We start from the raw sequence: 22,742 nt of genomic DNA, 5'->3' as shown, positions 1-22,742 counted from the left end.
CTAATTTACGCTTTGCAGGTTCCTAATTTCCTACTGAGAACCTTGACGCTTTGTGTGAGATATTCTATCTCTGCATTGGATGCTTTAAAGCTAAAGCAGCGTGTAATGTACCCTACAATTTAAAGCTTATCTTCATAAATGGTCTCGAAAGTAAAGCCATAATAATCTTTATTAATTAACATTAAACTGCCGTTATTAATTTGGGAATAATTAAGTTATAAATTACTCGGATTTAACAGTATGTTTAGCACTAATGTTAATATTTCTGGATACCAAATCATTGAAGAAATCTACAATGGTTCGAGAACTATAGTTTATCGGGGCTATCGAGAAAGTGACTCATTACCTGTAGCGATCAAACTGCTGAAAAATTCATATCCATCCTTCAACGAACTGGTGCAGTTTCGCAATCAGTACACCATTACCAAAAATCTAAACTCATCTTTAATCGTCCAAACCTACAGCCTGGAGGTGTATCAAAATGCCTATGCGTTGGTGATGGAAGATTTTGGCGGCATTTCTCTAAAAGATTATTTTGTTCGCGATCAAATGCAGGATATCAGGTTTTTACAAGAGTTTTTACAAATAGCGATCGCACTCTGTAATACCTTAGAAATACTCTATAGTCAGCGCATCATTCATAAAGATATCAAACCGAGCAATATTTTAATTAATCCAGAAACCAAACAAGTTAAATTAATCGACTTTAGTATTGCCTCTCTATTACCAAGAGAAACGCAAACGCTAATCAGCCCCAATGTATTAGAAGGAACACTAGCTTATATTTCTCCAGAACAAACAGGGAGAATGAATCGGGGAATTGACTACCGGACTGATTTTTATTCACTTGGTGTAACTTTTTACGAATTACTCACAGGTGAGTTACCTTTTCAATCAAACGATCCAATGGAGTTGGTGCATTCCCATATTGCTAAGGTAGCCTCATCGATAGATGTAATTAACTTACAAATTCCGGCGGTAATTTCGGATATCGTTAGCAAATTAATGTCAAAAAATGCTGAAGACCGCTATCAGAGTGTATTAGGATTGAAGTATGATTTAGAAAATTGTTTAGTTAAACTGAAAACAACTGGTAAAATTGAAAGTTTCCCAATTGCCCAAAGGGATGTATGCGACAGATTTATTATCCCTGATAAACTCTATGGACGAGAAGCAGAAGTAGAAACTCTGCTAGAAGCATTTGAAAATGTCAGCCTGGGAGCAACAGAAATAATCCTGGTAGCTGGGTTTTCAGGGATTGGTAAAACTGCCGTTGTAAACGAAGTGCATAAACCTATTGTTCGTCAACATGGTTATTTTATTAAAGGCAAATTTGACCAATTTAATCGGAACATTCCTTTTTCTGCATTTGTCCAAGCTTTCCGTAACTTCATGGAGCAATTACTAGCAGAAAGTGATGTACAAATAAACAAATGGCAAAATCAAATTATTCAAGCATTAGGTGAAGATGGACAGGTAATTATTGAAGTCATCCCCGAATTAGAAAAAATTATTGGCAGACAACCGCCTGCACCAGAATTATCAGGTAACGCAGCACAAAACCGATTTAATTTATTATTTCAGAAATTTCTCCAAATATTTACCACTAAAGAACATCCTTTAGTTATATTCTTAGATGACTTGCAGTGGGTAGATTCGGCTTCATTAAAACTAATGCAATTATTAATGAATGAAGCTAATCAGGGATATTTATTGTTAATTGGTGCGTATAGAGACAATGAAGTATTCCCAGCACATCCATTGATGGTGATGTTGGATGAAATTCGCAAAATAGGTGTAAAGGTAAATAGTCTTAACCTAAAACCACTCAACCAATTACAATTGAATCAACTTGTAGCTGACACGTTAAATTGTGCAGAGAATGTGGCATTATCTCTTTCACAATTGATTTACCGTAAAGCTCAAGGAAATCCATTTTTTGCAACTCAAATCTTGAAATCATTACATCAAGACCAACTAATTCAATTCAATTTTACCGAGGGATGCTGGCAATGTGATATTTCTCAAATCAATCAGCAAACTCTAGCAGAAAATGTTGTTGATTTTATGGTTTTTCAATTACGAAGATTACCAGAATCAACTCAACAACAATTGAAACTAGCTGCTTGTATTGGTAATCAGTTTGATTTAAAAACATTAGCGATTGTTTCTAAACAATCAGAGATAGAAACCGCAGATTGCTTGTGGAAGGCTTTGCAAGAAGGGTTGATTTTGCCACAAAGTGAGGTTTATAAGTTTTTTGTTGGTTCCGAAAATCAAGCAGCTACTCAAGAACAGTCTGAGATGGTTGTATATAAATTTTTACACGATCGCGTCCAGCAAGCTGCCTATTCACTCATTCCAGATGCACAAAAACAGTCAACACACTTGCAAATTGGGCAATTGTTATTGCAGAATACACCTAAAGAGCAGCAAGAGTCAGGAATTTTTGCGATCGTTAACCAATTCAATTACGGACTGGAATTATTAGAAGAAGCTAACGAACGAGAACATTTATCCCGGTTAAATCTGATAGCTGGTTGTAAAGCCAAAAACTCGACTGCTTACGCCACAGCAGTTGAGTACTTAAAAGTGGCGATCCTTCTATTACCGATAAATGCTTGGCAAAGCAGCTACGATTTGGCCCTTGCTGTTTACGAATCTGCGGCTGAGGCAGAATATCTGAATACAAACTTTGAGTCATCAAAATCATTAGTAGAGATTATCCTCAAAAATGCTAAATCTCCATTAGAAAAAGTTCGTACCTATGAGATTCAAATCCAATCTTATACGGCACAAAATAAATTCATTGAAGCAATAGCCACAGGTAGAGAAGCACTGCAATTATTAGATTTGACGTTACCTGAAGAGGGCAACACTCAAATGATTTTTGATGAACATGACAAATTACAACAAATGTTGGTTCATCAATCGATAGCAGCATTGGCAGATATGCCAGAAATGATTGATCCCCAAAAATTAGTTGCGCTCCGCATATTATCGGGTTTGTTTGCTCCAGTTTATATAGCCAAACCGATGTTATTGCCGCTCAAAATTTTTACAATGATCGAGATTTGTATCCAGTATGGCAACTCACCACAGGCAGCTGTTGCTTACAGTCTCTATGGATTATTTTTGTGCAGTATTGGTGCAATTGAAGATGGGTATCAGTTTGGCAAACTAGCAGTACAACTTTTAGAAAAATTTCAAACTAAAGAACTTAAAAGTAGAGTTTATTTAACATTTAGTTTGTTTATAAAACATTGGAAAGATTCAATTAAATCTACATTGAATCTATTTTTGGAGGGATTACAAAGTGGATTAGAAACCGGAAATTTAGAATATGTAGGCTATTGCGCCAATTGTTATTGTCAATTTCTCTTTTGGAGCGGAGAAAACCTAGAAAATGCTGTGCTGGAAGCAGATAAATATTGCGATCTCATGCAGCAAATTAAACAAGAGGTATCTCTGGTTTGGGGAAATATCTGGCGGCAGACAGTGCTAAATTTACAAGGAGAAGCGGCTAATCCCTGTTGTTTGATTGGTAAGCATTTTCACGAAGTCGAAATGTTACCGACTTTAATTGAAACAAACAATATTAATGGTATTTGTTATGTCTATCTAGCAAAAACGCTCTTAGCTTATCTTTTTGGTGAATATGAATCTGCTTGGGAATATTCCCAAAAATTTGAGCAGTATGAGCAGGGAGCAGCAGGTTTATTAATTGTTCCTTTGCGGAATTTCTACCAATCTTTGAGTTTGTTAGCTCTTTGTTCTCAGGTAAATGAAGCACAGCAACAGCTTTATCTCCAGAAAGTAGCCGAAAACCAGTCAAAAATGCAAGAATGGGCGGCTCATGCACCCATAAATTATCAGCACAAGTACAATTTAATTTTAGCTGAACAAGCTCGTGTAACTGGCGATCGCTTACAAGCCGCAGATTATTATGAAATAGCGATCCAAGAAGCGATCGCCAATGACTATGTTCAGGAAGCAGCGATCGCTAACGAACTCGCTGCCAAATTTTACTTAGAATGGGGTAAAGAAAAAGCCGCAGAAGGATATCTGCAACAAGCATATTACAGTTATGCCCGTTGGGGAGCAAAAGCCAAAACTGATGACTTGGAAAAACGCTATCCCAAATTACTCAAACCCATTTTGCAACAGCAAGAATTCAACTTAAATCCCTTAGAAACCATAGCCAGCATTGCTCGTACCTCTAGTTACACTACCAGCAGCACTAATATTTGTGATGCTCTAGATTTAACCTGCATTCTCAAAGCAGCTCAAACTATCTCCAGTTGTATTGAATTAGACGCACTTATCAGCAGTCTCACTCGCATTATCTTAGAAAATTCTGGTGCGAAAACATCTGTATTAATTCTTCCTCAAGAAGATATTTGGCAAGTGCGGGCAATTACCTTTATCAATGAACAGTTAAATTCCCAGACGGATGTCAAAACCATTCTTGATTCACAACTAATAGATGCTTGCCAATATATTCCGCGAAAACTAATAAATTACGTTAAGAATACTCAAGAAACTGTCATCATAGACAATTGCAAAACAGATATTCCTGGTGTAATTGGAGAATATATGCTCTTACATCAACCTCAAAGTGTATTATGTACGCCCATTATTAACCAAGGTCATTTGGTAGGGATTCTCTACCTAGAAAATCAATTGAATCAAGGAGTATTTACTAGTAACCGTTTACAGGTGATTAATTTACTGTCCTCCCAAGCAGCAATTGCCTTAGAAAATGCTCGGCTTTATCAGCAAGCTGGGCAAGCTTTACAAGATTTGCAACAAGCTCAATTACAAATCGTCCAAAGTGAAAAGATGTCTGCATTGGGTAACTTAGTTGCTGGCGTCGCTCATGAAATGAATAATCCTCTTGGTTTTATTGCTGCCAGCCTCAAACAAGCTAAACCAACATTTATTGATGTTATCGAACACTTAAAACTATATGAACAAAAGTTTCCTACTCCTGGAAATGAAATTTTTACCCATGCCGAAGAAATCGATTTGGAATATAGCTTAGAAGATTTGCTCAAAATGATTGATTCGATGACAATAGCGTGTGACAGGCTCAAGAACATTAGCACCAGTCTTCGTACTTTCTCCCGTGCCGATAGAGATTACAAAGTACTGTTTAACATTCATGAAGGCATTGATAGTACGATTTTAATTCTCAAACATCGCCTGAAAGCTAACGAAGAACGTCCAGCTATTGAAGTCATCAATGAGTACGGAAATTTACCCCAAATTGAATGCTTTCCTGGGCAATTAAACCAAGTATTTATGAACATTTTAGCAAATGCTATTGATGCCTTGGATGAATCAAATACAGGTAAGAGTTTTGAAGAGATTCAAGCTAATCTCAACCAGATTACAATTACCACCTCTTTAAAAAATAAACAAGTTGAAGTGAGCATTGCTGATAATGGTCAAGGCATGAGTGAATCAGTCAAACAAAAAGTATTTGACCACTTATTTACTACGAAAGGTGTTGGTAAAGGAACGGGATTAGGATTAGCGATCGCTCAGTCTATTGTTGTAGAAAAACATGGCGGTTCACTGGTTGTGAATTCTACCCAAAGTGAAGGAACAGAATTTGTAATTAGCTTACCGATTCTGGCTCAGACTCAAAATTAACTTGCAACCACCAGCCAATAGCAAAAGTTAGAGTTGAGCCAATACAGTTCAGAATGAGCAACAAAACCCTGATGTAGAGACGCGATAACCCGCGTCTTAAAAGACCTTTTTGCAAAATTGGGATGCTCATTAAAAATCTGGATTTATACATTTAAGATGCTCACAGCCAAAACCTTGAGTCATCATTGCAGATAGCTGTGGAAAAACTTGTTCGTCAAAGTTGAGTTCTCGCATTATTTGGTCATAAGCTTGTCCCTGCGCTATCCGCTTTGCCATTTCCTGAAACTCTACCCAAGTTAAATCACTCTCAACAAATGCTTTAGCAAGGATAATTACCAGTTCTTCATAATCATTGTCTTCCAATTTTGTCATCATTCGGTGTTCAATGTGAAGCGAATCATCGAAACAGTAATACCAGGATTTCGGTTGCTGTCTAAGTACTCTTCGGAAAAAATCCTGCTGTTTCGAGCGACTAACAACACTATCTGCCTCACTACATACCATTAAGATTGGGGCAGAAACACAGCCTTGAGCCTTGTCTAAAACCTGATATCCCAATTCCAGAAATATCCGTAAGGCCTTAAGACGAAAACCTTTATAACCAAAATTACCAGGTGCATTTTTGTTGAACCATTCAAAGTAAATTGGCAGAATTTTGATGAGTTGATCGAATAGTAAATAGCGGCTACCTAAATAAGGCGTAAACAATAAAGTGCGGTCAATCTCTTCAGGATGCTCTAAAGCTAACCAAGCAGCTAAAGTTCCACCTGTTGATAATCCACCAATCACAACTTGTTGCCCTAGTGTTTTGGCAATCTGCAACCATTTGATGACAAATTGTTGATAAATCTCAATATCTGTTGGTAGTGGTGGAGGATTTTGAGACCTCCAGTCACCTGAGCGTCCATGACCGGGTTGTAAAGGAATCAGAACGTTATATCCCTTGTTAAAGAAAGCTTTACCAAGCGGCTCGAACTGGTAAGGGCCTGCGGTAAAACCATGCAAAAACAAAAAAACTTTTGACGTGAAGTCAGGATGAATCAAAAATTTAGAACGGCAGGCTTCATTTTTAAGACCTAGTGCCGACTCTAATTGGTGAACTTGTTCTAGAATTTCTACTGTATTTTGAATGCCAACTTTCATTTATGTAATTATTATGTTCATATACATATAGGAATCCTACTTGAATCTTGCTCAGTATACTCAAAAGAAAATCTTTGCCAGGCAGGCTTTTAAGCAGCTTAGTTATTCAAAAATTAAATAGGAGTCCTAAATATATGTTACTTTATGAATTAAGTAGTTACTCCGAGTCTAGCAGAGGACATATTGTTGAGTTGCCCTGTCAGAAGTAAGAAATGTTTTAAAGTCGGATGAGTATTCACTCCAAACTAATTTTCCACAACCCATCTAGCGGATTAGACAGTTGGAATTGACTATCATTGCTACCGAGCCAATTATTGTCATACACCAACCCAACACTGAATGTTCTATTTAGAGGATATTGTCCTAGTTTTCCAAAACCTTCAATATTCTTTGAGTCAGCGATCGCTTGCTGGTTCAACTGTATAGTTGTTTGGTTGCCGTCGTCAAAGTAAATTGTGGCTCGTTTGTTGTGAAAGCGCACCTGAACTTTGTAGACCCCACCAGTTGCATAGTAATAAGCTGTAGCAGGCAGCTTTTGACCATCAATATTTTGTCCTTTAAGCTCAACTGCCATAGCAGGACTGCATAGCAGCAACAGGATTGGCAAGACTGACCCTAAAACTTTCATTGGTAGTAACAAACATTTTCAATCAACTACTTTCTACTTTAAAACATAAGTAGAGCGACTTCAAAGAAGTAGACTATAGCAGGCCTAAATCAATTGTGAAAACTTCTTTTTCTTTTCTTGGCGCTCTTGGCGTCTTGGCGGTTCGTTAATTTTCACAACTTAAATAAAATTGCTATATGTGAAGATAAGTAAATACAGATTGCGATCGCGGTAAAAAACAAGATGCATACATTTCCAATTTTGACATACAGCGATCGCGAAAAGATGAAATAAGTTTCACAGCCAATGCCAGAAAGTCGTCTTTCCATACTCTTGTAGAGAGACGCGGTATAATCTCGCGTCTCTACCCTTACTCCCTACTCATGAAATAAATCCAAGTCTGTGACAGCACCAACACTACTAGAGGAAACTAACTTAGCATATTTTGCTAAGATGCCTTTTGTATAACGGGGTGGACGGGGTTGCCATTTGGCGCGGCGATTGGCTAATTCTGCATCGGAAATATTGATTTGTAACAAGCGAGAGTTAGCATCGATAGTGATACTATCACCTTCTTCGACTAGAGCGATCGCACCACCAACGGCGGCTTCGGGAGCAACGTGTCCGACTACCATCCCGTAAGTACCACCTGAAAAGCGTCCATCAGTAATTAACCCGACTGCATCACCTAAACCCGCACCAATAATTGCTGAGGTGGGTGCTAGCATTTCCCGCATCCCAGGGCCGCCTTTCGGCCCTTCGTAGCGGACGATAATTACATCACCGGCTTTAATCTTACGTGCAAGGATGGCATCTAAGCATTCTTCCTCAGAATCAAATACCCGTGCAGGGCCAGTAATGCCGGGATTTTTTACCCCAGTAATTTTTGCTACTGCTCCCTCTGTAGCAAGATTCCCTTTCAAGATGGCTAAGTGACCTTGAGCATACATCGGGTTATTCCAAGGACGAATCACATCTTGATTGCTTGGTGGTTCATCGGGGACATCTGCTAAAATTTCGGCGATAGTTTTACCTGTGATCGTGATACAGTCACCGTGAAGTAATCCATGCACCAATAGCATTTTCATCACTTGGGGAATACCACCAGCTTGATGTAAGTCTGTGGCGACATATCTACCACTGGGTTTTAAATCGCATAAAACCGGGACACGATCGCGGATAGTTTCAAAATCATCTAGATTAAGTTCTACATCAGCCGCACGAGCGATCGCTAGAAAATGTAACACGGCGTTAGTTGAACCACCCACAGCCATAATTACAGAAATAGCATTTTCTATAGATTTGCGCGTAATAATTTGCCGGGGTAATAGTTGATTGCGAATTGCTTCTACTAATACCTTGGCTGATTCTTCGGTGCTATCGGCTTTTTCGTCATCTTCCGCCGCCATTGTGGAAGAATAGGGTAAACTCATACCCATCGCTTCAAAGGCCGAGGACATAGTATTGGCTGTGAACATCCCACCGCAAGAACCAGCACCAGGACAAGCGCGGCGTTCTACTTCCATCAATTCGGTGTCGTCAATTTTACCAGCACTGTATTCACCCACAGCCTCAAAGGAACTCACAACAGTTAAGTCGCGACCCTGGTAGTGTCCGGGTTTAATTGTCCCACCGTAAACAAAGATAGCTGGGATATTCATCCGTGCCATTGCAATCATTGCCCCTGGCATATTTTTATCACAGCCACCGATTGCGATCGCACCATCCATACTCTGACCATTACAGACGGTTTCAATGGAGTCAGCAATTACTTCTCGTGACACTAGGGAATATTTCATTCCCTCAGTTCCCATAGAAATCCCATCACTAATAGTAATTGTGCCGAATATTTGCGGCATTGCCCCGGCTAGTTTAATTCCCGCTTCAGCTATGAGTGCTAGTTGATTAATTCCTATGTTACAGGGAGTGATGGTGCTGTAGGCATTAGCCACACCGACAATTGCTTTCTTAAAGTCTTCATCCTGAAAACCTACTGCACGCAGCATAGCCCGATTTGGCGATCGCTGTACCCCTTGTGTAACAACTTTACTTCTGAAATTCTCTGACGTTGTTTTTTCACTCATTGCCTTGGCCTCAATCAAATCTCTGTATGAGTATGATATGTAGGCTTTTTTGAGATGTCCAATATATATTTATTTTAAATTGAGACTTATAAAGTATCAAAAAAAATGGGATTACGAGATCTGCGCTACTTTATTGCTGTAGCTGAGGAATTACATTTCAGCAGGACTTACACAAATGTATAATTTTATTCAGCCATAAATCGAATCGCTCTCTGCGTTCATATTACTCAGCCACAGAAATTATCAACCCTCAACTCGCGCCACACATCAGACGGTTGCCAGCCAGAGTTACCAACGGAACGCAAAGGGCGATAGTGTTCACAGATGTAGTCCGATTCGGATGCTTCGATGTACACAGGTAGATTTGGTTCAACCACCGATTCAGGAATATCTTGACTCTCAGGCATCTCAATGGGTTCAGTCGATGGTGGAGTTACTTCTGTTATCTTGGGAATTGGGTTAGAAGTTTTTTTGATGAGTCGTTGCATATTCAGAGTCATTATTTGGCTTTCAACAAGGTAGGATATCCCAGAATACAGTAAGTTATCAGACAATCCGAAATATTTTGTTGGAAAGTTTGGCGTTGCATAAATGCGGGATAAATTAGCTAAATACAGGTATTTCTCTATACTGAAAATAAGAAAGTAACAATCAATTCAAACATTCAAGTATATCTACTTACTTAAAATAGCATAATGTTTTTTTATGTAGGTGTGCAAGATAATCACGTAAACGTGTATTTTTACCTTCTAAGTAAGCAAGTGGTAAAATTTACAAGTATGTCACTGCGAGTGAAACGGAGTGTAACCTTCGCGGAGCGTCTCGTAGAAAAGCAATGACAAGGACTTTGACGGTTTTACATTTTATTACATAGTTAGATTAATTCGTGCCTACCTATTTACTCTGGTCATATATGTTTTAGTGACGATACAATCTTTTGGGTTAATAAAACTGAGGTAAACTTTCCATCATCACATAAAAATAGCACTGACAACTGCAAAAAATGTCCCATAAAGGTTTAAATTTTTAAGCACTACGATCTCCTAAAACTCAAGCTAAAATTCCAAAACCTTTTCACTTATCAAGAGGGATTTAGCAACAAAATTAACTAACCATTTTATCAAAAAAATCATGAGCAAAATTAAATTATTTAACCAAGTGAAACGCAGATTTTTCAATCAGATGGCTGTTAAAGCGCTGTTATTTACAATAACACTATTATTTACAATAGTTTTATTAAATCATAGCACTACTGGAGTAAGTGTTGTACCTCAAGCCCTGCGTCCTGATATCAAGGTTCGCAATATTATTAATACATTATCAGTCTCTCCTTCTGTGCGGATTGTAAAAGATCCACGAAACAATACTCTCTATTACCTCAAACGAAATGGTGAGATTTCTCAAGTCAATTTAGCCTCCTCTACTAAAACACTTGTTTACAACTCTAGTAATCATAATTTAAGTGAAACTCAAGGTATGGCCATTGGCCCTAACGGCACTATTTATTTAGTTGGCAATGCAGACCTTGTGAATAACCAAACTCAAGCAATTATTGTTAAAGGTGTAATTAATTCGAGTACAAGACAGCGTATCTGGTCTATCTTAGCTAAGAGTGCAGCCTATCCCAAAAGCAAAACAGCTTATGACCATCGGTTCAACGGCGTAGTTGTTAGCCTGGATGGTAACTTTATCTATGTGAATAGCGGTTCTCGTACCGATCATGGTGAGGTTCAGTCTGTTGATGGTCTATATCCTAATACTCGCGAAGTTGGATTAACCGCCTGTATACTCCGTCTTCCTAGTAATGGTAATAATCTCTTTCTGGCAAACAATCGAGCAACTTTAAAGACAGCTGGCTATATTTTTGCAGAAGGAATACGTAATACTTTCGATATGGCTTTTGCACCTAATGGGGATTTATTTGGCACAGAAAATGGCCCAGATCGCGATATGTCAGAAGAATTAAATTGGCTACGTTTAGGTGGTAATTACGGCTTTCCTTGGCGTATTGGTGGAACAGATAATCCACAACAATTTCCCAATTATAATCCTGCCACTGACCGATTGTTAAGCCCTCAATTTAACGCTATTCAAAAGGGCTACTATCGTAACGATCCCACCTTTCCTATTCGTCCTACTGGAAATTTGAATGAACCAATTCCTAATCTTGGCCCGGACGCAGATAATTACCGCGATCCTGTAGATGGAAAAATCAAAGATGCCAGTGTTCTTGGACAAAGTTTTAGCACTTTTACAACACACCGTTCTCCTTTAGGCTTAGTTTTTGATACGCAAGGAGTGATGAGTCCAGAATTCAATAAAGATGGATTTATGTTAAGTTGGACACCAGGCGATCCCACTGGTGAAACATTAATAGGCCCTTTTAAAGATGCCAGCCAAGACCTACTGCATTTAAAGTTAACTAAAGTAGGAAATACCAACTATAAACTTAACGCTACACGCCTTGTCAAAGGTTTTAGTAATCCCATTGATGCTGAGATTATTAGCAATAAGATTTATGTTCTAGAATATGGCGGAAATCAAGGAATTTGGGAAGTCTCTATGCCTACCAAGTAAAGTAAATTCGACATTCGCCCAACAAGTGACAGCATCGACAACGCCAAACGAAAATAGATTGCGAGAATCTAACTTTTCTAAACTTATTTATCTTTTTTCCTTAAGTGTCTTATCTGTCTTAACTGTCCTTGTAACAATTTTTCAGCCGTGATAAGTTCTTGTAAAACCAACACTATTAACGAAGCATAACTATGTCAATAGAAACAAGAACTGTGAAAGACGTGACTATTTTAGATGTAAAAGGCAAAATGACAATTGGCCAAGGTGATTTAACCCTTCGCGAATCTATCAGCAGCGCACTTGCAGATGGTGCTAGAAATATTTTGCTCAATTTAAGCGGAGTGACTACAATAGACTCTTCGGGGATAGGTGAGCTAGTATCAAGTTATACTACAACAAATAACCGAGGTGGGAAACTTAAATTAACAAATCTTCCCCCGAAAGTTAATGATATTCTGATGATAACCCAACTCATAACGGTTTTTGAGACTTATGACAGTGAAACAGAAGCACTTCAATCATTCTAATTAGTGGGATTTTTGCTGTCTGTACTGATACTGAAAAAACAAGGTACTAAATATCTAAGTACAGTAGAGATTTAAGATTTTTGCTCTGCCTGTCCCTGTAACCAATTCAATACTTAACTCATCCCACCTTTTCCCACCTTTTGATTGGTGGGATTTTTAGTTTCAGGATCTATGCATTAGTCACATCTTTCTTAACAAAAGAGTTAAAGTGTAGAAAGCAGATACAGCAGTAGTTTAAGCGATAGAAGGCAAGGATGAACGGGAGTGCGATGTCTGACGACAAGCCTTACGGCTACGCTTTTATTGGAGTAGTTGAGATAAGAGGATGCTGATTAAAAAATATTTAACAGAATAATACGAGTACTGTTATTTTTAAGCCATGCTAATGTAAGTAACATGAATCTTGTGATGTCTTTTTCGATGTCTACAGACCTTAATTTGCCGTTGGTGTTCTTGGAAGATTGCATTACGCAAAAAAAGCGATAATGCTATAGTAGTATAGGGAATACAGCAAAATTTCCCTAAATTTACAGCATTTGAATGTACAATAGATACTCAAATGTCTGAATAAATAGTTGGAGAGGTGTCCGAGCGGTTCATGGTGACGCACTCGAAATGCGTTTTGGGGAAACCCAACGGGGGTTCGAATCCCCCCCTCTCCGTTCAAAAGATTACTGAAAATTTACTACAATGTGGCTGAAATTTGCCTACCTATAGAAATGGTCTTGAGCAACTTGTCTGTTTATTTGCAAGTTGGATAGGATTATCGCTTAATATTTACGTAGTCAAATATTTGCCAAAAACACTAAAATATACACCATTAACACAGATTTTACAGATTTTCGGGATAAACTAATGCCATCGTGTGAGGAGTGAACGATGGTAGATCGCAGCTTGGGGCGAGTATTCTCATTTAGTCTGATCGGCATTTCTTTATATCTGAGTATTAGTATAGGAGTCATTATCCGGCTTGGTCAGTCACAGCGATTAAACGCTGCTACTATGCCGACTAAGCCTGTGCAGTTTCCATTAGCTATTCCTGAACTTACCCCATCAAAAACACAACAACAAACCTTTCCAAATACTATTACTATCAAAGCCGTTGGAGATATTATTCCCGGCACTAATTTTCCTAACTATAGATTACCCCGCTTTCGAGATCGATTATTACCAAAATCAGTGAGAACTCACTTGCAAGGATCTGATATCTTGTTTGGTAATTTTGAAAGTAGTCTAACTAATTATCCCTATACTGCTAAAGATATTAGTCGAGGACAAGTCTTTGCTTTTCGCTCTCCACCTGCATACGCCCAGCTTTTTGCTGAGGCTGGTTTTAATGTGTTCAATATGGCAAATAACCATGCTATGGACTTTGGCCCGGTAGGGTTCAAAGATACAATGAAAAATCTTCAGGCTGTAGGCATTGCAACATTAGGTCATAAAAATCAAATTCTTTATTTGGAAGCTAACAATATCCCTGTGGCAATGATCGGATTTTCTCCTTATGAAATGTATAACTCCATCCATAATTTAGGAGCAGCTAAAGCACTCGTGGCAGAAGCCAAAAATAAAGCCAATATTGTAGTAGTATCGATGCACGCTGGAGCGGAAGGAACGGGAGCACTACACGTTAAGAATCAAACAGAGTTTTTTTATGGAGAAAATCGAGGTAATGCGATCGTGTTTGCTCGAAACATGATTGATGCTGGAGCAGACTTAGTACTAGGACATGGCCCTCACGTTCCCAGAGCGATGGAAATTTATAAGGGAAAAATCATTGCCTATTCTTTAGGAAACTTTTTGGGATATCGGACTTTATCTACAAATGCCCAAACAGGTGACTCAATGATTTTAGAAGTCAAACTCAACTCAGCAGGAAATTTGGTATCAAGTAAAATTATTCCCGTTCGGATGGATCGGCAGGGAATTCCTCATATCGATCGCAGTTTTCAAACTGTAAAACTTATGCGTTATTTGAATAATCAAGCTTTTCCCAAAAATCCGGTGAAGATTAATAAGAAAGGGGAAGTTGTTGTACAGAATAAACTTAATCCTTCCTAAAATAATTCGTAATTCGTAATTAGTTAATAGGAGCCAGCGTGGTGCTGGACTTACCGCGCTGCTTTACCAAAATCTAAAATTGATTAATTATTGTCATCTTGTGGCTTTTCCTCGAACTTTTGAATATTCTGGGGTTGGCTATTAGTCGGTGAATTTTGCTTTTCTAGTGTTGGTACTACCACAGCAGAAGGATCTGATTGTTTGGATTCTGTTGGTGGTGCTGGTGGTATAAGTAGAGGTTTTGATGGACTTACGGGTTGAGGGGAGGCAGGATTTTGACTAGAAGCGGGTAAGTTATTTTGTGGGAATGGCAATGGTGCGGGGGAAGCTTTTCGAGATGAGCGGATTGCCCGTAGTTTCTCCACTAAGGAGGGTGTGGGGGAAACGCTAGGTGAAGGTGTGGATTGTTCGGAATCACCGCGTTGCGATTCTCTTGTAGGGCTGCTGGTAGATTCTTCTTGGGAAGAACGACGATTGCGGCGACGCTGCTTGGAATTAGAGACGGGTGCTTTTTCGGTTCTTGAAGTAGTGTTAGTCTGTTCACCTCTGGGTGAAGATGTACTATCAAAATTAGGTGCTTTCGCGCCTGATTCTTGAGTTGGCTTTTCAACAAGTGGCTTGGCGGTTGGCTGCTGCTGAGATTTGGGTAATATACTGGCAATCCCAAAACCTGCTGTCGCAGCAACTAGGGCTACACCCATACCAATAAATACTTTAGATGACCCCAGCTTTTTAGCCAGTACAGTTTCCTTAGCCATGCCTGGGTTGGGTTGCGCCAACACAGATGGTCTATGAATAGAATTTTGGGCTGTTTTCCCAATTAAAGTTGCTGCCTGCTGGGCAGATAAATTAACAGTTGGCACTGCGTAAGTGGGTAAAACTTGCGATGTCCCATTCACCTCATTTCCAGGTAGCAATTGCAGCCAGTCAGCAACTGTCGCTGGCCGAAAACGAGACTCTACTGCCATACCGCGCATTACCGCCTGGTTGACAGCAGCACTCAAGTGTGGTTGCAGTTCGCGCGGGGAAGGCATTTGTTCGCGATCGCGCAATAATGCTGGCATGGGAACTTGGGCTGTCAACAGTGCATATAAGGTTGCTGCTAAACCATAAACATCCGTGGCGGGTGTGCGCGCCGCTTGCGTCATATACTGCTCAATCGGAGAATAACCTTCAGAAACCAGACCTGTGTGAGTCTGTCTGACACCGCCATTAAATTCCCTAGCAATGCCAAAATCAATTAGTATTACTTCCTGTGTTCCTTGACGAAGAATAATATTATCTGGTTTGACATCGCGGTGTAACAAGCCGTTGTTGTGTACTACCTGCAACGCTGCCCCTATTTGCCGGATGTAATGAATTGCTGTAGCTTCAGGCAAAGTTATTCCTGGTAATACAAATGCGTCTCCCAAGGTTTCACCAGGAATGTATTCCATCACCATGTAAGGCAGTCCAGCTTCTACAAAAAAGTCACTAACTCGGACTATGTTTGGGTGAATACACGTAGCTAATCGTCTGGCTTCATCTTGGAATTGGCGCTCGAATTTGGCAAAATCAGGATGTTGTCGCAGCCGTTCGTTGATGGTTTTCATCACCACCTCCTGACCCAAGTAGTGATGCCTAGCTTTAAAGGTAATGCCAAAGCCGCCCCGCCCTATTTCTTGAATTAGGGTATATTTTCCATCCTGCAAAATTGTGCCTGCTAACATAAAGAGTCCTGAGTCCTGAGTGAGCAGATAAGTAGCGAGTCCTGAGTTTTGAGGGATTTCCCAAAAATTTTCCCATATTTTTATCGGGCAGGATTCTTGCCTGTCTATTTTACGGGATGATTTAGTTGTTGGAATTCCTGAAGTGAGAAAGACCTCCCCACGATCGCAACAGTTTTATCTTTCTCAGATGATAACGCGGGAGTGCGGCAAGCCTAAAGCAGAAGACGCGCTAAGGCTATTTTTTAGGTTTTATAGAAAAGTAGACTAAAGTTTAGTGTCAAAACAGAATTCAGAAGTCAGAATTCAGAATGAATGATGTACAACTGGCGACTTTTGTGAAATTTCTGTTTAAACTCACTAGAATCTTTCTGAGTTTTGGATTTTAGAGACATCTAAAATCTAAAATCCAAAATCTAAAATCCAAAATTATTACAGTTGCCGCACTAATGGCTGACCATCTTTGACTTCGCCAATTAAAACTAAATCGACACAGTTCACAAAGATACCATTTTCCAGAACGCCGGGAATGTTATTCAATGTCTTTTCTAATCCGGCTGGATCTTCAATAGAGTCAAATCTGACATCTAAGACAAAGTTCCCTTGGTCAGTGATTACTGGCCCAGCTTTTTTTACACCCATGCGGAGTTCTGGTTTACCACCGAGTTTTTTGATGGCATTGGTTACAGGAGTAATTGCCATTGGAATCACTTCCACGGGCACAGCAAAACTAGAACCTAAGCGGTCTACTAACTTGCCACTGTCTACCACAACGATGAACTGTTCTGCTAGGTAGTCTACAACTTTTTCGCGGGTATGTGCTGCACCACCGCCTTTAATCAAATTCTTCTGCGGATCGACTTCATCTGCGCCATCAATGGCAATATCGATGTGGTCAATTGCATCCAAGGTGGCGAGAGGGACACCGTACTGCTTTGCCAGTACTTCTGACTGAAACGAGGTAGGTATACCAATGATATCTTTGAGTTCACCAGACTTGAGGCGATCGCCCAAAAACTGAATCGTATATGCTGTAGTTGACCCCGTACCCAACCCGACAATGGAACCTGATTTGACTAGGGCGGCGGCGGCTTTGCCAACTTCTTGCTTCATTAACTTGACGGGATCTGTTGTTGTCATTCCCAAAACTCCTGAAAAACTGACTATAGTCCATAGTAGTGGGCGGATAACGCCAAAACATCAAAGGAAAAAACAAGTTTTTGCTGATTTCCACTCCCTTGATGATGAAAACCAGCTCGCCTATTACGTAGCTATGCAACATCGCCTAGCCCAAATTCGTCATTAATTAACTGAGATTAAATTTTACGTTAACCTCAGTAACGTAGTTTTTTGAATTCACGTTAGCAGCTACAAGTGGTTATCATGATACGTCAGCTTTCAATTACTCTCTCTTTAATGGCACTCCTACAAAGCTTGCCAGCAATTGCTCAAGTACCAGAATCTACTTCTGAAATACCAGCTGATTCCATTCAACAGGTAACTGCTGTCAAATGGATGACAAACTTTCCCGATGGCAAATTTTATCCAGAAAGGTTATTGAGTCGGGCAGAATTAGCCTCGATTATGGTAAAAGCATTTCGCCTAGATAAAAGAGAAGCTGTTACCAAAGAAAATTTAACTATTCCAGATGTTCCTCGTTCTTATTGGGCATTTAATGATATACAGACAGTCCTAAAAACTGACATCATGAAAGGCTATCGGGGTAATGAATTCTTTCCTAACCAAAAGGTGACAAGGGCAGAAGCTCTGGCTATTTTCGCCCAGGCTTATGGTGTATTTCAATTTCCTGATGCCGCTGTAAATGAAATTCTGGCTTCACATCCAGATGAAAAATCTATCCCAACTTGGGCTAGAAAAGCGATCGCGACAGTAGCGACTGAGGGATTTCTGAATACGGATGCTCAAGGCAATATTTCCCCATTAAAACCTGTAACCCGTGGGGATATGGCTTATGTATTGAGTAAATATTTGCAACGACAACAGCAACAACCCGAAACACCAGAAGTTCCGATAATTCCAAATAGCCCACAATCTCCTTAGCTAAACTTTATCAAGCCAACGGACTCAAAATCAGTTTTGACCCGGATTTCTATACCTGTCTCGAAGTTGACGAAGATATACGGAATTAGACTGTGTTGGTTGTTGCAACACATTATTCCCATAATTAGTTTGTGGTAGTTGGGTCGGTTGTTGCAAGCCATTATTCCCATAATTAGTTTGTGGTATTTGGGTCGGTTGCTGCAAACCATAATTCCCATAATTAGTTTGTGGCAGTTGGGTCGGTTGCTGCAAGCCATAATTCCCATACCCTACAGGGTTTGTGGGTGTGACAACACTTTGACTTGGACTTTGGCTAGAGTAAGGTACAGTATTACTTGGTGCTACATTAGGCACTACTTGACCGTTATTTAAATTAGTGTAAGTATTGTAGGGATTTTGCGGTAAGTTCGTACCCGTAGTTAACCCATTATTAGGCACTACTTGACCGTTATTTAAATTTCTGTAGGGATTTTGTGGTAAGTTCGTACCCGTTGATGTGTTGCCTGTCCCAGTAGTTAACCCAGTGTTTGGTAGAGAATTCTGACTGGTTAAGCTATTGATGGGTGGGATTAAGGTTGTTGCTGGAGCGGAGACTTGCCCTAATGCATTTGTCTGAGTTGCAGTGCTGCCATTGAAGCTAGACAATTTCTGGTTTGTCGATTGATTGAGCGCTGCTTGCAGAGGGTTGATAGAGAGAGAATTTTGATTCTTATTGGTTTGATTAGTGAATCCAACACCCAGGCTAGAAGATGTTTGATCTGCTCCTGTTGGTTCAGACGCCGTATTAAAGGTTTTAAGACCTAGAAACGGGTTATTACTATCAACTGTTCCAGTACGTAATAAATTGTCTGTTTGTTGGACAAAGGGATTTTTCGCGGTTGGGGAGGTGTCGCCGTTAACACCTAAACCAGGATTTAATTTGGTATTATTAGCAGACTTTTGTTTGTTAATTACATCATCTAATAAGCCTTTGCTCTTTTTTGCCTCAGTCTTGTCTTCAGGCGCATTTGCGTTTAATGAGAGAGTTCCTTGCTCAAAGTCATTAAATAAAGCTGGCAGGTTATCAATATCTGCTGCAATAGCTTTATTTTCTTCTGACAGGGAGGAATCAGCAGACTTTTGTAAAACGACTGGTTTTTTTTGCTTATAAACGAAAATATTTGGGTTTGACCAGTATTCCCAGGTTGCTAGCCCAACTACAGATAAAAAAATCGCAGTTACCCAAAAACCAGGCCGCCCTAGATTCCATAACCTGGCTTTAAGATAGCGTAAGTAAGCGGGAGGATAATGACGATGTGGCATGGGATTTGATAAGTGAGATTTACTATAAATTGGTAAAATTCGACGGAAGAGGCATTGCTGTTTGATGTTTTTATTTGCCTGGTAAGGAAATATCTTAACTAAAGTTCGATTGTGATTTCATCCTAACTTCTCAAGAAATTATTAGTCATTAGGTAAGTCAAAAATTAACTAATGACTATTTTAAACTAAACGGTTTAGTATAATAAATATTTTTGAGTATTTTAGCTGCGATCGCTCCAACTTCCATTTTCGCTATCTTGATTTTCTACAGGACTAGGACTAACAACCTATCGATGGTGCTTACCGAAGAATGAGTAGCTACTGCGATATCTACAATATTCACCTTGGGCAGCAGAGGTGGCATCTCTGCGGTGGAAATATTTAAAATAGTTAATTACAAATAATTACAGTTCGTAATTATTTGTAATGATTTAGGGGCAGGGCAAATGCATATAACTTTTGACAAAGTGGTAAGTAGATGTGTGTTGAAAGTAGTATAAATAAACTATATGACTAGTTAAATGAGCGATCGCTAGTTCTACCTCTTTCAATAAATCCTAAATATGCCAGAGATTGCTGATTTCTCAGCTTCTAAGCTTTTGTCGTTAGATTGTAATCGGGGTTTGCGGTGCAGTTTCCGAAATAAGCAGGTGCAAAAATGCGCAGATATTCAACATAAGACTATTTCTCAATTTTCAATTAATACCTTCGCCACTTTTTGTAGCAAGGATGATTGACTATTATCACTGATCTTTAAAATATTTTGAGTTAGTGTACTAAAATGTAAAGCTGTGATGGGATGCTCGATAAGTTCATTTGTCTGAATTTGCGTTTTTGAATATGTATTTCCAATCAAATGATAAACTTTAAACCCTCTCTTGATAATCCTATCAATACTTTTTGCAAGTGGAACATAATACTGAATAAATGTTGCTTCCTCCAAATCAAAACATATCATATTTTGGATTCGGTTAATGGGTTTAACCTCACCGTTATAATATGACACCAAAGGTAATAATCTACTACTATTCTCATCTTTAATTTGTCGGTTAATTTCTAGTTTTCCATTTTCAATATCTTCAATAATACCATTACGTCCAATTAAACTTGGTGTATACAAATCATCTGCATAACAACTAATATATAACTGCTCAGATTCATCTACAAAATATTGTTGATCGTCAATTAATTTTTCTGATTTGTTTTTTTTCCTTCTTAAAAATGGAAATTTATTTTCAATCTGTTTCATATCGCGTATTATATTTTCAATATATATGCAACCGTCTTTATATAAGAATTTTACTGCTACCGCTTTAGCTTCCTTTTTTCGGGGGCTACGCACATATATAGTAAAGAATTGTTTTTCAGGAAATGATTGAGGAGTAATAGACAAGCCAAAGTTGGGATTTACAAGACTTTGCCTGATCCAGTTCTTAATTCCCAGTTCAATCAATACTTTCTGAAATTTAGGTGAAATCTTTATCTTGTGTTTCTCGCGGAAATCTTCCCATTGTTTACTATCTTCCTGTCCTCTTAAATAGCAGGAAATAGAACCTTCAACATCCAAGAATTTACCATCTGTAAAAGTTTGCGTATCCAAGCCCAGAATATCTCGATCAATTTTTTTATCTGTATAATTGAGAACCGACCAAGAAGCAGATTTTACATCTCCAACAGCCCTAAATTCTGATATATTTATCCCCTGCGTACTAAAAAACTCTCCTGTCTCCAAATAGTTAAATTTTTTCTTTAACTGTGAATAGAAATCAACTTTCTCTCTATTATCTGTTTTTGTTGATGGATACCAAAGTTCATCATTTCTCTGGTATGCCATTGAACCCGCTTCTTCCTCCAAATCTTTATTGAGAACTAAATAGTTTTTTCCCTTATCCAGTTCAATATCTAACCAGGGAACAACTTCAGTAATTTTCCAGCAAGCATCGTCCTCACCCTCAACTTCTACTTTTTCATAGGTACTAACAGTTTTCCCAGAATTATAAAATGTGAGAAGAGATACGCCTTGATGTTTCATAAAATTTTTCAGAAATTGTTGATCATCTTCAATCAGATCAACTCCAGTATTGTTAATAATCTCTAATGATTCTACAGATTCTATATTTTTGATAAAAGGGTTTTCTAAGTAGTGATCAGCCTGAAAATGAAGGGGTCTAAAGCCAATACCACACTCACTTAAAAAATCCTCAAGTTTTGTCATGAGGTTTTGGTAATGATAAAGCTGAGTCTTTTTAAAGTTGTCAAAATTCTCGTTATCTTTACCAAATTGCATAAAATAAATATCATTTTTGCGACGAGCATCGAGGTCACGTTCAAAGTAGTAGCTCTTCTTGTTATAGACCAACAACTCTCCTACATCGTCACTATCTATGGTACTGTACTGATCTTCTGGTAATAATAGTCGCTTTTTTCGAGAGAAGGTTAATGTTAGTACATTATGGTGATTGTATTTGATTAACAAATTCTGTCCCCACACCACAAGAGCAACTTTCGATTTGGTTATATTTTTGGAATGAACTAAGAGTAATTCTTCAAAACCATTCATTGTCTCAACAGATAAGCCTTGAGAAAGAATATAAAATTTAAAAACCAAATTTAAAATTATTTCTCGATTATTAGGAAATAACTGTTTCCACCCCGAATGACTTTTATTATGGGATAAAATAGGGGATAAAAAAAACACATACTTTTGCCCATCAGCGTATGAGAGGAAATACTGAATATCTGACTTTTGACGTTTTTCGCCATATTCATAAAGCCGTTCTTGGATCTGATTTTTAATTAATCTATGCTGTTTCTTATAGAAAGTAGCCCGTGAATCCTCATCTTCGGAATACTTATCTTCATCAGGCTGTTTTTTAAGAACAAAATGATCAATACCTTTACCCTTTTTCAAGAGATATTGGACAACTTTTTCAGCAACATCTTCTAGTTTATCTAATATCTTTAGCTGGTTTGTTCGTGATTTATCTGATAATGCTTTAGTCATTTTATCTTTCAT

The 22,742-nt window shown here is 38.7% G+C and carries 13 protein-coding genes, 1 tRNA gene and 1 pseudogene; 6 read left to right on the top strand and 9 right to left on the bottom strand.

Annotated elements, in window-relative coordinates; genetic code table 11:
* Positions 1 to 240 precede the first annotated feature (240 nt).
* Entirely contained in the window at positions 241 to 5,658 is a 5,418-nt protein-coding gene (locus AC1F2U_RS15985; RefSeq protein WP_480261980.1) for an ATP-binding sensor histidine kinase, read from the top strand.
* A 129-nt stretch (positions 5,659 to 5,787) separates the two neighbouring features.
* Here the strand turns inward: AC1F2U_RS15985 and AC1F2U_RS15980 are convergent, their stop codons facing one another.
* The 5 genes and pseudogenes from AC1F2U_RS15980 to AC1F2U_RS15960 all read right to left on the bottom strand — a co-directional run.
* Entirely contained in the window at positions 5,788 to 6,801 is a 1,014-nt protein-coding gene (locus AC1F2U_RS15980) for an alpha/beta hydrolase (protein ID WP_480261979.1), read from the bottom strand.
* A 235-nt stretch (positions 6,802 to 7,036) separates the two neighbouring features.
* The gene (locus AC1F2U_RS15975; RefSeq protein WP_257236594.1) at positions 7,037 to 7,375 is read right to left on the bottom strand and encodes a hypothetical protein; all 339 of its coding nucleotides are present in this window, start codon (positions 7,373 to 7,375) and stop codon (positions 7,037 to 7,039) included.
* Positions 7,376 to 7,785: 410 nt separating this feature from the next.
* Positions 7,786 to 9,492, bottom strand: coding sequence for a dihydroxy-acid dehydratase (gene ilvD, locus AC1F2U_RS15970; protein ID WP_480261978.1), 1,707 nt, complete (start codon positions 9,490 to 9,492; stop codon positions 7,786 to 7,788).
* A 227-nt stretch (positions 9,493 to 9,719) separates the two neighbouring features.
* Positions 9,720 to 9,992 (bottom strand): hypothetical protein, encoded by a 273-nt coding sequence (locus tag AC1F2U_RS15965; RefSeq protein WP_480261977.1) that lies wholly within the window; start codon positions 9,990 to 9,992, stop codon positions 9,720 to 9,722.
* Between the two features lie 399 nt (positions 9,993 to 10,391).
* A pseudogene (locus AC1F2U_RS15960) lies at positions 10,392 to 10,515 on the bottom strand (IS1 family transposase); the annotation flags it as partial.
* A gap of 108 nt (positions 10,516 to 10,623) precedes the next feature.
* Here AC1F2U_RS15960 and AC1F2U_RS15955 point away from each other — a divergent pair.
* The 4 genes from AC1F2U_RS15955 (at position 10,624) to AC1F2U_RS15940 (ending at position 14,657) form a co-directional block, all read left to right on the top strand.
* Entirely contained in the window at positions 10,624 to 12,069 is a 1,446-nt protein-coding gene (locus AC1F2U_RS15955) for a PQQ-dependent sugar dehydrogenase (protein WP_480261976.1), read from the top strand.
* Positions 12,070 to 12,260: 191 nt separating this feature from the next.
* Positions 12,261 to 12,596, top strand: coding sequence for an STAS domain-containing protein (locus AC1F2U_RS15950; protein ID WP_480261975.1), 336 nt, complete (start codon positions 12,261 to 12,263; stop codon positions 12,594 to 12,596).
* A 577-nt stretch (positions 12,597 to 13,173) separates the two neighbouring features.
* Positions 13,174 to 13,258: transfer RNA gene (locus tag AC1F2U_RS15945), tRNA-Ser, on the top strand.
* A 217-nt stretch (positions 13,259 to 13,475) separates the two neighbouring features.
* Positions 13,476 to 14,657, top strand: a complete 1,182-nt coding sequence (locus tag AC1F2U_RS15940) for a CapA family protein (RefSeq protein ID WP_480261974.1) — start codon at positions 13,476 to 13,478, stop codon at positions 14,655 to 14,657.
* 83 nt (positions 14,658 to 14,740) lie between these two features.
* Here the strand turns inward: AC1F2U_RS15940 and AC1F2U_RS15935 are convergent, their stop codons facing one another.
* Positions 14,741 to 16,366, bottom strand: coding sequence for a serine/threonine protein kinase (locus tag AC1F2U_RS15935; RefSeq protein ID WP_480261973.1), 1,626 nt, complete (start codon positions 16,364 to 16,366; stop codon positions 14,741 to 14,743).
* 429 nt (positions 16,367 to 16,795) lie between these two features.
* Positions 16,796 to 17,503 carry a ribose-5-phosphate isomerase RpiA gene (gene rpiA / locus AC1F2U_RS15930; RefSeq protein WP_069070380.1) on the bottom strand — a complete coding sequence of 236 codons (708 nt, stop codon included), beginning with the start codon at positions 17,501 to 17,503 and terminating at the stop codon, positions 16,796 to 16,798.
* Between the two features lie 243 nt (positions 17,504 to 17,746).
* On the opposite strand from rpiA, the gene AC1F2U_RS15925 reads away from it, so the two are divergent.
* Complete coding sequence (locus AC1F2U_RS15925; RefSeq protein WP_480261972.1) at positions 17,747 to 18,424, top strand: S-layer homology domain-containing protein; 678 nt, start codon at positions 17,747 to 17,749, stop codon at positions 18,422 to 18,424.
* Positions 18,425 to 18,454: 30 nt separating this feature from the next.
* On the opposite strand, the gene AC1F2U_RS15920 is transcribed toward AC1F2U_RS15925, so the two are convergent.
* Together AC1F2U_RS15920 and AC1F2U_RS15915 are read right to left on the bottom strand one after the other, a co-directional pair.
* Entirely contained in the window at positions 18,455 to 19,726 is a 1,272-nt protein-coding gene (locus tag AC1F2U_RS15920) for a hypothetical protein (protein ID WP_480261971.1), read from the bottom strand.
* Between the two features lie 688 nt (positions 19,727 to 20,414).
* The gene (locus tag AC1F2U_RS15915) at positions 20,415 to 22,742 is read right to left on the bottom strand and encodes a hypothetical protein (protein WP_480261970.1); all 2,328 of its coding nucleotides are present in this window, start codon (positions 22,740 to 22,742) and stop codon (positions 20,415 to 20,417) included.

It is taken from the genome of Nostoc sp. LEGE 12454, from assembly GCF_056620565.1.
This window is presented reverse-complemented; position numbering and strand designations above follow the sequence as displayed.

Excerpts from the sequence above, each read along its gene's own strand:
- AC1F2U_RS15915 (WP_480261970.1), bottom strand. The coding sequence starts at position 22,742 with ATGAAAGATAAAATGACTAAAGCATTATCAGATAAATCACGAACAAAC.
- ilvD (WP_480261978.1), bottom strand. The coding sequence starts at position 9,492 with ATGAGTGAAAAAACAACGTCAGAGAATTTCAGAAGTAAAGTTGTTACA.
- AC1F2U_RS15920 (WP_480261971.1), bottom strand. The coding sequence starts at position 19,726 with ATGCCACATCGTCATTATCCTCCCGCTTACTTACGCTATCTTAAAGCC.
- AC1F2U_RS15980 (WP_480261979.1), bottom strand. The coding sequence starts at position 6,801 with ATGAAAGTTGGCATTCAAAATACAGTAGAAATTCTAGAACAAGTTCAC.
- AC1F2U_RS15965 (WP_480261977.1), bottom strand. The coding sequence starts at position 9,992 with ATGACTCTGAATATGCAACGACTCATCAAAAAAACTTCTAACCCAATT.
- AC1F2U_RS15940 (WP_480261974.1), top strand. The coding sequence starts at position 13,476 with ATGGTAGATCGCAGCTTGGGGCGAGTATTCTCATTTAGTCTGATCGGC.
- AC1F2U_RS15925 (WP_480261972.1), top strand. The coding sequence starts at position 17,747 with ATGATACGTCAGCTTTCAATTACTCTCTCTTTAATGGCACTCCTACAA.
- AC1F2U_RS15955 (WP_480261976.1), top strand. The coding sequence starts at position 10,624 with ATGAGCAAAATTAAATTATTTAACCAAGTGAAACGCAGATTTTTCAAT.
- AC1F2U_RS15935 (WP_480261973.1), bottom strand. The coding sequence starts at position 16,366 with ATGTTAGCAGGCACAATTTTGCAGGATGGAAAATATACCCTAATTCAA.
- AC1F2U_RS15950 (WP_480261975.1), top strand. The coding sequence starts at position 12,261 with ATGTCAATAGAAACAAGAACTGTGAAAGACGTGACTATTTTAGATGTA.
- AC1F2U_RS15975 (WP_257236594.1), bottom strand. The coding sequence starts at position 7,375 with ATGGCAGTTGAGCTTAAAGGACAAAATATTGATGGTCAAAAGCTGCCT.
- rpiA (WP_069070380.1), bottom strand. The coding sequence starts at position 17,503 with ATGACAACAACAGATCCCGTCAAGTTAATGAAGCAAGAAGTTGGCAAA.
- AC1F2U_RS15985 (WP_480261980.1), top strand. The coding sequence starts at position 241 with ATGTTTAGCACTAATGTTAATATTTCTGGATACCAAATCATTGAAGAA.